Here is a 14408-nt window from a genome sequence, read left to right on the forward strand (position 1 = left end):
CTTCCGGTCGCACTAGGGTGCGCGCCGTTGGACGAACCGATGGGGAGGCTGGGATGGCCGGGACGGACGAGGACGCCGTCGCCGCCGAGGACGACGCGCTCTATGTGCTCACGGCGGTGCTGCTGACGCCTGCGAAGTTCCCGAGCGTGCTCGGCGACGACTATCCGGAGGCCTGTGCGGCGCTCGGCCTCGCGCCGCTCGCCGAGGGCTACGGCCTGGTGCTCGGCCAGGACGGGGAGGGTGCCCGCTGGACGGTGGTCATCGACGACGTCTCGCTGGTCGCGGTGGCCATCGCCTCCTGGGACTGCGGGATGGAGTACGACCTCTCGCCGGACGAGCGCACGGTCGTCGCCGCCCTGCCCGGCTGGCCCCTGGCGGTCGCGGTCGCCGCACCCAACGTGCCCGCGCCGCACGATCCCGGGCCCGACGTGGCGGACGGGCCGCCACTGGCGCCGCCGGACACTTCTGTCTGGGGCCCGGCCCAGCGGCGGCTGGGCGCGGACGAGATCGCGCTCCAGTGGGCGCTGTGGCGCGAGCAGATCGACGACGCGGACTTCGCCGACCCGGCGAGCCCGGCGGACCTTCCGGGCGCCGCAGGCGGGTCCGGGGCGGCCGACAGGCAGACGAGGGCCCCGGCCGACTCCGGGGCGACGGACGGCCTGGAGACGGCCGTGGACAGCCCCAGGGTGACCGGCAGCCCGGTGCCGGCCGCAGACGGCTCCGGGGCGGCCGGCAGCCGGGCGGCAGCATCAGTCGGCGGGGCGACCGACAGCCAGGAAGCGGCCGCAAGCAGCCCCGAGGCGGCTGAAGGCCGGAAGCCGGCGCAAAAGACCCCGGAAGGCGAGGCGCGGTCGAAGGGCCACAGTGGTATCCGCCGCGTCCTCGCCGAAGCGCGCGCGTACGTCGACACACCGCCGCCGCTCGGGCGGGTCCGGTCGTCCTTCGCCTCCGGGGACGCACGGACCCTGCGCGCCGACGGCCCGGGCTGGTCGCTCGTGGCCAGGACCGACGACATCGCGTTCGTGCTGCTCGATGACGAGCCCGGTGAGGTTCTGCCGGTCGGCCGCGGGCCGGAGTTGCCGGGACTACTGGAAGCTCTCGACAGGATGGCCGTACGCCCGAGCTGAGGCCGGGCGGCCCTCGGCCGGTGCAGTCAGCGGCCTGCGGGGCCTGGTGGGCTGTGTCCGGGCGGGCGGCGGGGCGTCACGCCGCCCGCTGACCGTGCCGTCGGCAGGCCCGCGGGCGGCGACGGCGTCGACTCCGGCCCGCCGCCGGACGCCCGGCCGGCGGCCCGGTGTCTCAGCGGCCGAGTTCCCGGCGGGTGGAGCGGCGCAGCCTGCGCCGCTGTGAAGGGTCGAGTGCGAGGTAGGCGGCGGCCGGGACTCCCAGGACGATCAGGAGCGCTGCCCACCAGGGCAGCCAGATCAGCAGAATGATCCCGGCCGCCACACCCCCTGCGGCGATCTTGGCGTTCTTCGACATGTATGTCGCCTCCTCCGCGGCCACTGCCGCTCTCTGCTCTGAAAACGGGCCCGCGCTTCCCGCGGTTCCGGACCGCGACCCTGAGACGTCCCTGATGTCTTCCCCCTACTGGTCCTCCTACTGATCCTCCTGGCCGGTCCTCGCACCGCACACCCACCCTCCCACGGAGTGACGCAGAACACAGCACTGCCATCACGGGATGACAAGGATCATGATGTATCCTCGGCAACTCCGAACCGGTAGTCAAATTTGAGGAATACGTCATCGCTGCGCAGAGCACTCCTGCACCCCTCCCCACCGAGATCCCCGAACTCGCCCGCTGCTGCGCCGTCTTCGTGCCCGGCGACCCGGCGCGCGCAGGCCGGGTCGCCTTCTGGCGGCCCGACGGCGAGGCACCTCCCGCGCTCGACGCGGGATCGGCCGAGGCCCTGGACGTCGTCCTGCCCGGCGACCACGGCGTCGAGGCGGCGCGCGTCCCCTGCGTGACACTGCCCGTGCGCGCCGCACTGCCGGTCCTGACGCGCGCGCGTGCCTGCGCCGACGCGCACCGGGCGTCGGTGTTCTGGGGCTCCGCGGGCCTGCTCGCCCTGCAACTGCTCGCGCGCGGACTGCTGTTGCCCGGCCTCTCCGCCGCCGACCACGACGCCTGGCGCGTCGGCCCCCTCGACGGCGAGGACATCGAGCGCGTCCGTCGCCTGGCCGCGGCGATGCCGCCCGAGGCCCAAGCGGTGCCGTTGAAAAACTCCGTCCCCCCGCGGCTGCCCGACCCGGAGGGCCTGCTCCGCGCCTTCCTGGACGCCGTCGCCGACACCTTGCCCCGCTCCCCCGCCGCGCCCTTGGTCACCGGCGCACCCGCGTACGCCGCCGCGGAGCCGCAGCACCTGCCCGGGCATCGCGCGTGGGCCTCCGACATCGCCGCAGGGCATGACGCGGGCGTGCGCCTCTCGCTGCGGGTCGAGGTCCCCGGCCTGACCGCCGCCGCGCCGGACGACACAGCGCTGTCGTTCCGTGCCGTGCTCCAGGTGCACGGGGTGCACGATCCCGCGCTCGTCGCGGACGCGGCCCAGGTGTGGGCGGGGGCTGCCGCGTTCGGCCCGCGTGCGACGTTGGACGCCCTGCTGGCGCTGCGCCGCGCGGCCCGGGCGTGGCCGCCGCTGACGCCTCTGCTCTCGGCGGCCGTGCCGGACGCCGTGGAACTGGCCGACGAGGAGGTCATCGACCTGCTGACGGCAGGCGCCCGGGCCCTGGCCGGTGCGGGGGTCGACGTGCACTGGCCCAAGGGCCTGGCGCACAGGCTGACCGCCCGCGCGGTGGTCGGCCCGGACGACGAGTCGGCGGCCGGGAGGGCACTCTCGGACACGCCGTCGTTCCTGTCCGCCGACGCCCTGCTCGCCTTCAACTGGCGGTTCGCGCTGGGCGAGCAGCGTCTCACGCGCGAGGAGCTCGACCGCCTGGCCGAGGCGGGCCGGCCGCTGGTGCGGCTGCGCGACCAGTGGGTTCTGGTCGATCCCGAGGAGGTGCACCGGGCCCGCGCCCAGCAGGACCGCAAGGTGACGCCCGTCGACGCGCTGAGCGCTGCCCTGACGGGCTCGACCGAGGTCGACGGCCGCAGGGTCGAGGTGCAGCCCACGGGATGGCTGGAGACACTGCGGGAGCGGCTCGCGGAGCCCGAGGGCCAGGAGCAGGTCCCGCAGCCCGCGGCCCTCGCGGCCACGCTCCGCGACTACCAGCGGCGCGGCCTGAGCTGGTTGGCCCGGTTGACCTCCCTGGGCCTGGGCTGCTGCCTCGCCGACGACATGGGGCTGGGCAAGACGATCACCCTGATCGCGCTGCATCTGCACCGGCAGACCGACCCCGCGTCCGCCGGTCCCACGCTCGTGGTGTGCCCCACGTCCCTGATGGGCAACTGGCAGCGCGAGATCGAGAGGTTCGCCCCCGGCACGCCCGTGCGCCGCTACCACGGTTCCCGGCGCGGCCTGGAGGCCCTGGCCGACGGGGAGTTCGTGCTCACCACGTACGGCACCATGCGCCTGGACGCGCGGCGGCTCGCTGAGGTGCCGTGGGGCATGGTCGTGGCGGACGAGGCCCAGCATGTGAAGAACCCGTACTCGGCGACCGCGCGTGAGCTGCGTTCCATCGGGGCACGCGCACGCGTGGCGCTCACCGGCACGCCGGTGGAGAACAACCTCTCCGAGCTGTGGGCGATCCTCGACTGGACCACGCCGGGCCTGCTCGGCCGGCTCGGCACCTTCCGCAGCCGGTACGCGCAGGCCGTCGAGAGCGGCCGGGATCCGGCCGCGGCCGACCGGCTCGCGCGGCTGGTACGGCCGTTCCTGCTGCGCCGCCGCAAGTCGGACCCCGGGATCGCGCCGGAGCTGCCGCCGAAGACCGAGACCGACCGCGCGGTGTCGCTGACGAAGGAGCAGGCGGGCCTGTACGAGGCGGTGGTGCGCGAGACGCTCGCGGAGATCGCCGAGGCCGACAGCATGGCGCGCCGCGGGCTGATCGTGAAGCTGCTGACGGGCCTGAAGCAGATCTGCAACCACCCGGCGCAGTACCTCAAGGAGGAGCGGCCGAGGATCGCCGGACGCTCCGGGAAACTGGAGCTGCTGGACGAGTTGCTGGACACCATCCTGTCCGAGGGGGCGGGCGTGCTGGTCTTCACGCAGTACGTGCGCATGGGGCACCTCATCCAGGAGCACCTGGCGGCCCGCGGCGTGGCCTCGCAGTTCCTGCACGGCGGGACCCCGATCGCCGAGCGCGAGCGGCTGGTGCACCGGTTCCAGAACGGTGAGGTCCCGGTCTTCCTGCTGTCGTTGAAGGCGGCGGGCACGGGCCTGAACCTCACCCGCGCCGAACACGTCGTGCACTACGACCGCTGGTGGAACCCCGCCGTGGAGGCGCAGGCCACCGACCGCGCCTACCGCATCGGCCAGACCCGGCCGGTGCAGGTGCACCGGCTGATCGCCGAGGGAACGGTCGAGGACCGCATCGCCGACATGCTGAGCCGCAAGAAGGAACTGGCCGACGCGGTGCTCGGTGCCGGGGAGGCGGCCCTCACGGAACTGACGGACGCGGAGCTGGCCGATCTGGTGGAGCTGCGAGGGGGCGCGTGATGAACCGGTACGAGGGATACGAGGGAGAAGAGGGGTCGGAGCGCACGTTCGCCGCGCTGCCGCCCGCGCGCGGGAGGGGTTTCGCGCAGACGTGGTGGGGCCAGGCGTGGCTGAAGGCGCTGGAGGACACGGCGCTGGACGCGGCGCAGCTCAAGGCGGGCCGCAGGCTCGCGCGCGCGGGTGGCGTGGGCGCGGTGTCGGTGCGCCCGGGGCGCATCACGGCTGTCGTACAGGGCCACGACGGTACGGCGCACCGGGCCGACGTGCTGCTGGCGCAACTGTCCGACGAGCAGTGGGAGCGGTTCGCGGCCATGACGGTGGAGCGGGCCGGTCACGTCGCGGCGCTGCTGGACCGGGAGATGCCGCCGCACCTGGTCGAGGACGCCGCGACCACCGGCATCGAACTGCTGCCGGGGCTGGGCGACCTGGAGCCCGCGTGCGACTGCGACGCCTGGGACCACTGCGCACACACGGCGGCCCTGTGCTACCAGGTGGCGCGGTTGCTGGACCAGGATCCGTTCGTGCTGCTGCTGATGCGGGGCCGCGGCGAACGGGCCCTGCTCGACGACCTGCAGGCCCGCAGTGCAGCGCCGGCCGAGGTGGTGGAGGCACCAGAGGGCGTGGATGCCGCGGAGGCGTACGCGGCCGGGGACATCCTGCCCTCGCTGCCGGATCTCCCCGAGCTGCCCGGGGAGCCGGGTGTGCCGCCGTCCCTGGACACCGAGACACCTGCCCCGGCCGGGACCGACCCGGCCGCGCTGGAGTTTCTCGCCGCCCGGACCGCGGTGGAGGCCCACCGGCTGCTGGCCGACGCCCTGCTGGCGGGTGTGGAGCACCGTGCTTCCGGAGCGGAGCTGACTCCGGCCGAGGACGCGGTCCGGCTCGCCGCCGGCGGCCCCGTGCCGACGGTTGCCGAGCGGCTCGCCACGGGATCGGGGCGCACCCGGGAGCGGCTGACGCTGGCCGTACGGGCCTGGGAGACCGGCGGGGCGGCCGCCCTGTCCGTACTGGAGGAGGAGTGGGCCGTGGCGGGTGAGGCGGCGGCACGCGCGCGTGCGGCGCTGGCATCGGCCTGGGACGAGGACGAACGGCCGCCGCTGCGCGCGCAGGGCAACCGGTGGACGGTCGTCGGTGCGCCGAGCCAGGTGCGGCTGGGACGGGACGGCCGCTGGTGGCCGTACCGGAAGGAGAGGGGCCGCTGGGTGCCGGCCGGCGGACCGGCCCAGGACCCGGCCACGGCCCTGGCCTCGGCGGAGGAGCCGGTGCCCGAGCGGGAGTCCGCCCAGGAGTGAGGGCGCGTCAGCGGGGCGGCCGTCCATGAGGCACCGTGGAGAGGAGAACCTCACCCCGGCCGACGAGCTCACCGGGAGGGACGTCGGCCTGGGGAGGATCGCCGGGGTGTTCGGCACGACCGAGGGCCGCACGCGCGCGTGGCCCGCGCCCCGGGTCACGGCAGTTCGATGTTCCCGAGGTCCGGCAGCAGTGACTCGATCTCGCTGGGCAGTTCGCTGGGGAACTCCGACGGCAGGGACGAGGGCAGCCCGCTCGGCAGTCTGCTGGGCAACTCGCTGGGCAGCTCGGTCGGGATGCTGAACGACGGCGAGGCCGAGCTGCTTTCCGCGGACGGCTTCTTGTCGGGCGAGTCGTCGTCACCGCCCGAGGCCATCAGCACCACGAGGGCGACGGCCCCGACGGCCACGACCACGGCGAGCAGGACGAACAGTGGGTTCCGGCGCCTTCCCGGTCCCCCGCCCGGCCCGTCGGGCGGCGGCCCGCCGTACGAAGGCGGTCCGAACCCGCCGGTGGGCGGTCCGAGCCCGCCCCCGGCAGGCGGCGTGTTGCCCGGCGGCCCGGGCGGCTGAGGCGGTACGGGCGGGGTGGCCATACCGTCCAGAGTCACCTCGTACCTGGCACGATGCGAGCCCTTCGGGGAACTTGGTACCGCCCCAGGCCATGGACCGTACGATTCCGGAGCAATCCGCCCTGACGTGCGCCGGAGCGCCCGCCCGGCACGCCGGAGCACCCGCCCGGCACGCCCCTGTGGGCGAGCGCCTGTGCGCCTGCCCGCCGTGTCCCCGATGAGCGAACGCCGGAGCGCCTGCCCGGCATGCCCCCGATGAGCGAAGCCGGAGCGCCCCACCCGCCACACCCCGTCAACGAGCGCCGGAGCGCCCCGCCCCGCACACGCCCGTAGGGGAGCGCGCGGCACGCGGGGCGCTCGTGGTGGGTCAGCGTGCGCCGAGGAGGTGGTCCATGGCGAGCTGGTCGAGCCGCTCGAAGGCCATGCCGCGCGCGCCGGCGGCCTCGACGTCGAAGTCCTCGAACGCCGTCCGGTCCGCGAGCAGCGCCTTCAGACCGTCCGCCGCGGTGGGCTGCGCCAGCTGGTCCAGCCGCGCGGCGCGCAGGGCTTCCTGGACCTCGGGGTCGGCACGGAAGGCGGCCGCGCGCTCCTTGAGGATCAGGTAGTTGCGCATGCAGCCGGCCGCGGAGGCCCACACGCCGTCCAGGTCCTCGGTGCGCGGCGGCTTGAAGTCGAAGTGCAGCGGGCCCGTGTAGCCGGCCGACTCCAGCAGGTCGACCAGCCAGAACGCGGAGCGCAGGTCACCGGCGCCGAAGCGCAGGTCCTGGTCGTACTTGATGCCGGACTGGCCGTTGAGGTCGATGTGGAAGAGCTTGCCCGCCCACAGCGCCTGCGCGATGCCGTGCGGGAAGTTCAGGCCGGCCATCTGCTCGTGGCCGACCTCCGGGTTGACGCCGTACAGCTCCGGGCGCTCCAGGCGCTCGATGAACGCCAGCGCGTGGCCCACGGTGGGCAGCAGGATGTCGCCGCGCGGCTCGTTGGGCTTGGGCTCGAGGGCGAAGCGCAGGTCGTAGCCCTGCTCGGTGACGTACTCGCCGAGGAGGTCGAAGGCCTCCTTCATCCGGTCGAGGGCGACGCGTACGTCCTTGGCGGCGCCGGACTCCGCGCCCTCCCGGCCGCCCCAGGCGACGTAGGTCTGCGCCCCGAGTTCGACGGCCAGGTCGATGTTGCGGATGGTCTTGCGCAGCGCGTAGCGGCGTACGTCACGGTCGTTGGCCGTGAACGCGCCGTCCTTGAAGACGGGGTGGTTGAAGAGGTTGGTCGTGGCCATCGGGACCTTCATGCCGGTGGCGTCGAGGGCCTCCCGGAAGCGCTTGATGTGCGCCGCGCGCTCGGTGTCCGTGGACCCGAAGGGGATCAGGTCGTCGTCGTGGAAGGTGACCCCGTGGGCGCCGAGCTCGGCCAGGCGCTGCACCGTCTCGACCGGGTCGAGCGCGCGGCGGGTGGCGTCGCCGAAGGGGTCCCGTCCCTGCCAGCCGACGGTCCACAGGCCGAAGGTGAACCTGTCCTCGGGGGTGGGCTGGTAGTTCATACCGCGACTCCTTGCTCGCTTACGGCTGCTCGCTCTGACTGCCTGCCACGACTACGCGCTGCGCCTATTTCGTCATGGCGGTTTACAAATTAGTATGCCCACGCGTCTCAGGGAAGAGACAAGGTGTCTCCGGCGGGAGACACGTGCCGCACACAAGGGAGAGCGCGATGTCAGCAGCCGAGGGTCCGCTCGTCGTCGGCGTGGACACGTCCACGCAGTCCACGAAGGCGCTGGTCGTCGACGCGGCCACCGGGCAGGTCGTCGCGAGCGGCCAGGCCCCGCACACCGTGTCCTCCGGAGCGGGCCGCGAGAGCGACCCAGGTCAGTGGTGGGAGGCCCTGTGCGAAGCCCTGCGCCAGTGCGGTGACGCGGCCCGCGAGGCCTCCGCGGTATCGATCGGCGGACAGCAGCACGGACTCGTCACGCTGGACGAACGGGGCGAGCCGGTGCGCCCCGCGCTGCTGTGGAACGACGTGCGCTCGGCGCCGCAGGCCCAGCGGCTGACCGAGGAGCTGGGCGGCGCGAAGTTCTGGGCCGAGCGCACCGGAAGCGTCCCCGCCGCCTCCTTCACCGTCACGAAGTGGGCGTGGCTGGCCGAGAACGAGCCGGAGGCGGTCCGCGCCACCCGGGCCGTACGCCTCCCCCACGACTACCTCACCGAGCGCCTGACCGGCCAGGGCACCACCGACCGCGGCGACGCCTCCGGCACCGGCTGGTGGGCGTCGGGGACGGAGTCGTACGACTCCGAGATCCTCGCCCATGTGGGGCTCGACCCCGCGCTGCTGCCCCGCGTGGTGCGGCCCGGCGAGGTGGCCGGTACCGTGCGCGAGCACCCCGAGCTGCCGTTCTCCAAGGGCACCCTGGTCGCCCCCGGCACCGGCGACAACGCGGCCGCCGCGCTCGGACTCGGCCTGCGCCCCGGGACCCCGGTGCTCAGCCTCGGCACCTCGGGCACGGTGTACGCCGTCTCCAAGCGGCGTCCCGCCGACCCGACCGGCACCGTGGCGGGCTTCGCCGACGCGCACGGCGACTGGCTGCCGCTGGCCTGCACCCTGAACTGCACGCTCGCCGTCGACCGGGTCGCCACGCTGCTGGGCCTGGACCGCGAGGCCGTGGAGCCCTCCACCGGCGTCACCCTCCTGCCGTTCCTGGACGGTGAGCGCACCCCGAACCTGCCGAACGCCTCCGGCCTGCTGCACGGCCTGCGCCACGACACGACCGCCGGACAGCTCCTGCAGGCCGCCTACGACGGCGCCGTCCACTCCCTGCTCGGCGCCCTCGACCTGGTCCTCGACGAGGACGCGGACCGCTCGACCCCGCTGCTGCTGATCGGCGGCGGCGCGCGGGGCACGGCCTGGCAGCAGACCGTGCGCCGGTTGTCGGGGCGCCCGGTCCAGGTCCCGCAGGCCAAGGAGCTGGTGGCGCTCGGCGCAGCCGCTCAGGCGGCCGGCCTGCTGACCGGCGAGGACCCCGCCGCGGTCGCCCGGCGCTGGAACACGGCCGCCGGTCCGGTGCTCGACGCCGTGGAACGGGACGAGGAGACGCTGGCGCGGATCACCGGGGTACTCTCCGACGCGGCCCCGCTGCTGGAACGGGCAACCCGGTGACGGCCCGGCCCGCGTGACGGCCGCCGCCGACCGACCGACACCGACCGAGGACTGACGGAGGCATGACCGCACCGCTGAACGATGCCCATCCGGCCGGTCCCGGACGCGCGCTGCCCGACACCCAGCAGGGCATGCGCCGCCGCAATCTGGCCCGGGTGATGCACACCGTCAGCGCCCAGGGGCCGCTCTCCCGCGCCGCGGTGGCCTCGCGGATCGGACTGACCCGGGCGGCGGTGTCGAGCCTCGTCGACGAGCTGATCCGATCCGGGCTGATCGAGGAACTGGGCCCGGAGCGGCCGGGCCGCGTGGGCCGGCCCGGCTCCGCGCTCGCCGTCAGCGGTCACGGCCCTGCCGGGATCGGCGCGGAGATCGGCGTCGACCACCTCGCGGTCTGTGCCGTCGACCTGCGCGGAACGGTCCGCTCCCGGACCGTGCGCTACGGCGCGAACCGCGGACGTGCGGCGGCCCCGGTGATCCAGGAACTCACCGGGCTGGTACGCCGGGTCGTCGCGGAGGCACGGCAGGAGGGGCTGTGGCCGGCGGGGCTCGCGGTGGCCGTGCCGGGCCTGGTGGCGCGCGACGGCCGTACGGTGGTCCGCGCCCCGAACCTCGACTGGCACGACACCGACCTCTCGGCCCTGCTGCCCGACGAGATCCCGCTGACCGTGGGCAACGAGGCCAACTTCGGCGCCCTCGCCGAACTCTGGCTCGGCGAGGGCACACCACGCGACTTCCTGCATGTCTCGGCGGAGATCGGCATCGGTGCCGCGGTCGTCGTGGACGGGCACCTGCTGCGCGGCACGCGGGGCTTCGCGGGCGAGCTGGGCCATGTGCCGGTCCGCCCGGAGGGGCCGCCGTGTCCGTGCGGGGGTCGCGGGTGCCTGGAGCAGTACGCCGGCGAGGAGGCGGTACTGCGGGCCGCCGGCCTGGAACCGGGCGAGGACCGCGTCGGCCTCCTGGCCACGCGAGCCGCCGAGGGCGACGAGGACGTACGGCGGGCGCTGCGCGACGCGGGCACGGCGCTCGGCGTCGCCCTCACCGGTGCGGTCAATCTGCTGGACCCCGAGAGTGTGGTGCTCGGAGGTGCCCTGGCCGGGCTCGCGCCCTGGCTGCTTCCCTCGCTGGAGGACGAACTGGACCGCCGTACCGCGGGCCCGGCCTGTCCGGTGGCAGTCTCCCGACTCGGCTCCGAAGGCCCGCTACTGGGCGCCGCGCACTCGGTGGTACGTGGGGTGCTGGACGATCCCGCGGGGGTGGCGGTGCGGGGCTGAACCCCGCAGGGGTGGCGGGGCGGCACGGGAGGGCCGGGACGCCCGGGATCGGCAGGCGACCCGAGACCGGCGGGACGACCCAAGGGCGGCGGGACGCCCCGGGAGCAGCAGACGACCCAAGAGCAGCCGGACGCCCCGGAACCAACAGACGACCCAAGAGCAGCCGGAGAACGCTGAACCCCGTAGAGGCGGCAGGCGGGCCCGAACCCGCGTCATTCCGGGGCGGCTTCACAGACAGCGCTGTCACCGAATCCGGTCGGCGCCCCCTTCCGGATGATCGAGATATCCACAGACGCCCGGCCGTCCACGGAACCGCGGCACTCCCCTACGCCCCACTCGACGGCGCCGTACCGTGATCCACGCGAGGCGCAGCCCCCGGTCGCGACCGCGAACGGCTCGCCCCGCCTCCGGCCCCCGCAGGCCCTTCGTTCGGGTGACCCCGGTCGAAAAGGTTGTCCGCGCGCGTACCCGGAGTGACGATGTCCCCAGCCGCATCGCCTTCCCGGGAGGCCGAGTTGACCGATCCTTGGGTGGCCCTGGAACCGGGGGCCGACCCTGCCGAGCGGGCGCGCACGCTGCGTCGCGCGCACGAGACGTTCACCGTGGCCGGCACCGTGCCGCAGCCGGTGCGGGCCGTGGTGGCCGACTCGTGGCGGCGTTCCGCGCGGGCGGGCGTCGGGCCCGACGGCACGGCGAGCGTGGAGCTGGCGGACGCCGACCTCGGTGCCTACCGTGCGGAACATCCACTGGCGCGGGTGATGCCGCTGGTGCGTGAGCTGATGGGCACGTTCGCGGCCGACGGCGAGCACCTCCTCGCGGTGTGCGACGAGCACGGCCGACTGCTGTGGGTGGAGGGGCATCCCGCGACCAGGCGGCAGGCGGGGCGGATGAACTTCGTACCGGGTGCCCGATGGTCGGAGACCGCGATGGGCACGAACGCGCCGGGGACCGCGGTCGCCGTGGGCCGGCCGGTGCAGGTGTTCACCGCCGAGCACTTCATACGGCAGGTCCAGCCCTGGACCTGCGCGGCGGCACCGGTCCACGACCCGCGCACCGGGCGGGTGCTCGGCGCCGTGGACATCACCGGCGGCGACGGGCTGGCCCATCCGCACAGCCTCGGATTCGTCCAGGCCGTGGCACGGGCGGCCGAGTCGCAGCTGGCCCTGCTCACCCCGGAGCGGCCGGCCGTCGACACGCCCGAGCTGACCGCGCTGGGCCGGGACGAGGCCCACCTGCTCGCCGGCGGCCGCAGGACCCGCCTCAGCCGCCGCCACAGCGAGATCCTCGTCCTGCTCGCCCGCCACCCGGAGGGCCTGACCGGCGACGAACTGTTGTGCGCGCTGTACGAGGACGAGTCGGTCACGCCCGTGACCCTGCGCGCCGAACTCGCCCGGCTGCGCCGGATTCTCGGCCCCGCGCTGCTGGCTTCACGGCCGTACCGGCTGACCGTCCCGGTCGAGTCCGACGTGGCCGTCGTCGAGCGACGGCTGGAGACGGGGGCGGTGACGGCGGCGGCGACGGCCTACGCCGGTCCGCTCCTGCCGGCCTCCCAGGCGCCGGCGGTGGTGCGGCTCAGGCGGCGGCTGGCGGACGGGCTCCGTACGGCCCTGATCGCCCGGCGCGACCCCGACCTGCTGGCGGACTGGGCACACGCCCCTTGGGGCGAGGACGACCTCGACGTGTGGCGGGCACTCGCGGCGGTACGCCCCACCCCGGCGGTACGGTCCCGGCTCGCCGCGCTGGAGTCGGAGCTGGCGCTTCCTGCCCCCCGTCCACGCTGAACGCCGGTCCGCACGGACGGCGCTGCGCGTTCGCGGCCGGTCGCGGAGCCCCCCGCCTACCATCGGACAACCGCCGTCAAGCGCTTCCCACCCGCGGCACGATCAGCGCTCCCCTCCCGAGCGCCGGCACCGCTGCCGCGCGCCCGTCGAGCGCAACGTGGCTGCAACCTCCCGCGCCCTAGCCTCGCGCCGAGAGCTGCCCAACGGCGGGCAGCGCTTCTGCAGGGAGGCAGAGCAGCATGACCCGATACGCGGCGCCCGGCACCGAGGGCGCGATCGTCTCCTACCAGGCGCGCTACGACCACTTCATCGGCGGGGAGTACGTGCCGCCGATCCGGGGGCAGTACTTCGAGAACCCCTCACCGGTGAACGGGCAGCCGTTCACCGAGATCGCGCGCGGAACGGCGGAGGACGTGGAGCGGGCGCTCGACGCGGCGCACGCGGCCGCCCCGGCCTGGGGCCGTACGTCGGTGACCGAGCGCTCCGACGTCCTGCTGAAGATCGCCGACCGTATGGAGGCGAACCTGGAGCAGTTGGCCGTCGCCGAGAGCTGGGAGAACGGCAAGCCGGTGCGGGAGACGCTGGCGGCCGACATCCCGCTGGCCATCGACCACTTCCGCTACTTCGCGGGCGCGATCCGCGCGCAGGAGGGTTCGCTCGGCGAGGTCGACGACGACACGGTGGCCTACCACTTCCACGAGCCGCTGGGCGTCGTCGCCCAGATCATCCCGTGGAACTTCCCGATCCTGATGGCGACCTGGAAGCTGGCCCCGGCGCTGGCGGCGGGAAACGCGGTGGTCCTCAAGCCGGCCGAGCAGACCCCGGCGTCCATCCACTACTGGATGGGCCTGGTGGCCGACCTGTTGCCGCCGGGCGTGGTGAACATCGTCAACGGCTTCGGCGTGGAGGCGGGCAAGCCGCTGGCGTCCAGCTCTCGGGTGGCCAAAGTGGCGTTCACCGGTGAGACCACGACCGGCCGGCTGATCATGCAGTACGCCTCGGAGAACATCACCCCGGTGACCCTCGAACTCGGCGGCAAGTCGCCGAACATCTTCTTCGAGGACGTCTGGGGCGCGGACGACGACTTCCGCGACAAGGCGCTCGAAGGCTTCACGATGTTCGCGCTCAACCAGGGCGAGGTGTGCACCTGTCCGTCCCGCGCGCTCGTCCAGCGGGGCCACTACGCCGAGTTCATGGAGGCGGCGGTCGCCCGCACCGAGCTGATCAAGACCGGTCACCCCCTCGACACGGACACGATGATCGGCGCGCAGGCCTCCAACGACCAGCTGGAGAAGATCCTCTCCTACCTGGACATCGGCCGCCAGGAGGGCGCCAAGGTCCTCACCGGCGGTGAACGCATCGAGCACGAGGGCGAGTTGAAGGGCGGCTACTACGTCCAGCCGACCATCTTCGAGGGCGACAACCGCATGCGGATCTTCCAGGAGGAGATCTTCGGGCCGGTCGTGTCGGTGACGTCGTTCGACGACTTCGACGACGCGATCAAGATCGCCAACGACACTCTGTACGGCCTCGGGGCCGGCGTGTGGACGCGCGACATCAACACCGCGTACCGCGCGGGCCGCGCGATCCAGGCGGGCCGGGTGTGGACGAACTGCTACCACGCCTACCCGGCGCACGCGGCGTTCGGCGGCTACAAGGGCTCGGGCATCGGGCGCGAGACGCACAAGATGATGCTGGAGCACTACCAGCAGACGAAGAACCTCCTGGTGTCGTACTCGCCGAAGAAGCTGGGCTTCTT

The 14408-nt window shown here is 74.0% G+C and carries 10 protein-coding genes; 7 read left to right on the forward strand and 3 right to left on the reverse strand.

What is annotated here, in order from left to right:
* The first annotated feature begins 53 nt into the window (after nucleotides 1-53).
* Nucleotides 54-1127, forward strand: a complete 1074-nt coding sequence (locus ICC28_RS18625) for a hypothetical protein (RefSeq protein WP_188289717.1) — start codon at nucleotides 54-56, stop codon at nucleotides 1125-1127.
* A gap of 172 nt (nucleotides 1128-1299) precedes the next feature.
* On the opposite strand, the gene ICC28_RS18630 is transcribed toward ICC28_RS18625, so the two are convergent.
* Complete coding sequence (locus ICC28_RS18630) at nucleotides 1300-1482, reverse strand: hypothetical protein (protein ID WP_188289718.1); 183 nt, start codon at nucleotides 1480-1482, stop codon at nucleotides 1300-1302.
* Between the two features lie 263 nt (nucleotides 1483-1745).
* Here ICC28_RS18630 and ICC28_RS18635 point away from each other — a divergent pair, with 263 nt between their 5' ends.
* Nucleotides 1746-4598, forward strand: coding sequence for an SNF2-related protein (locus tag ICC28_RS18635; RefSeq protein ID WP_188289743.1), 2853 nt, complete (start codon nucleotides 1746-1748; stop codon nucleotides 4596-4598).
* A complete protein-coding gene (locus ICC28_RS18640) occupies nucleotides 4598-5890 on the forward strand; it encodes an SWF or SNF family helicase (RefSeq protein ID WP_188289719.1) in 1293 nt (430 codons plus the stop codon). The genes ICC28_RS18635 and ICC28_RS18640 overlap by 1 nt, the downstream gene beginning before the upstream one ends.
* Nucleotides 5891-6045: 155 nt before the next feature.
* Here the strand turns inward: ICC28_RS18640 and ICC28_RS40625 are convergent, their stop codons facing one another.
* Together ICC28_RS40625 and xylA are read right to left on the reverse strand one after the other, a co-directional pair.
* Nucleotides 6046-6483, reverse strand: a complete 438-nt coding sequence (locus ICC28_RS40625; protein WP_223189037.1) for a hypothetical protein — start codon at nucleotides 6481-6483, stop codon at nucleotides 6046-6048.
* 343 nt (nucleotides 6484-6826) lie between these two features.
* Nucleotides 6827-7990: a xylose isomerase gene (gene xylA / locus ICC28_RS18650; RefSeq protein ID WP_188289720.1), complete on the reverse strand. Its 1164-nt coding sequence runs from the start codon at nucleotides 7988-7990 to the stop codon at nucleotides 6827-6829.
* Between the two features lie 167 nt (nucleotides 7991-8157).
* On the opposite strand from xylA, the gene xylB reads away from it, so the two are divergent.
* The 4 genes from xylB to ICC28_RS18670 form a co-directional block, all read left to right on the forward strand.
* The gene (xylB, locus tag ICC28_RS18655; RefSeq protein WP_188289721.1) at nucleotides 8158-9597 is read left to right on the forward strand and encodes a xylulokinase; all 1440 of its coding nucleotides are present in this window, start codon (nucleotides 8158-8160) and stop codon (nucleotides 9595-9597) included.
* A 62-nt stretch (nucleotides 9598-9659) separates the two neighbouring features.
* Nucleotides 9660-10868, forward strand: coding sequence for an ROK family transcriptional regulator (locus tag ICC28_RS18660; RefSeq protein ID WP_188289722.1), 1209 nt, complete (start codon nucleotides 9660-9662; stop codon nucleotides 10866-10868).
* Between the two features lie 515 nt (nucleotides 10869-11383).
* A complete protein-coding gene (locus ICC28_RS18665) occupies nucleotides 11384-12649 on the forward strand; it encodes a GAF domain-containing protein (protein WP_188289723.1) in 1266 nt (421 codons plus the stop codon).
* Between the two features lie 239 nt (nucleotides 12650-12888).
* Nucleotides 12889-14408 (forward strand): aldehyde dehydrogenase family protein (locus ICC28_RS18670; RefSeq protein ID WP_188289724.1); only part of this gene is annotated, 1520 nt, incomplete at its 3' end.

It is taken from the genome of Streptomyces sp. TRM68416, from assembly GCF_014596915.1.
In the GTDB taxonomy this organism is placed as follows: domain Bacteria; phylum Actinomycetota; class Actinomycetes; order Streptomycetales; family Streptomycetaceae; genus Streptomyces.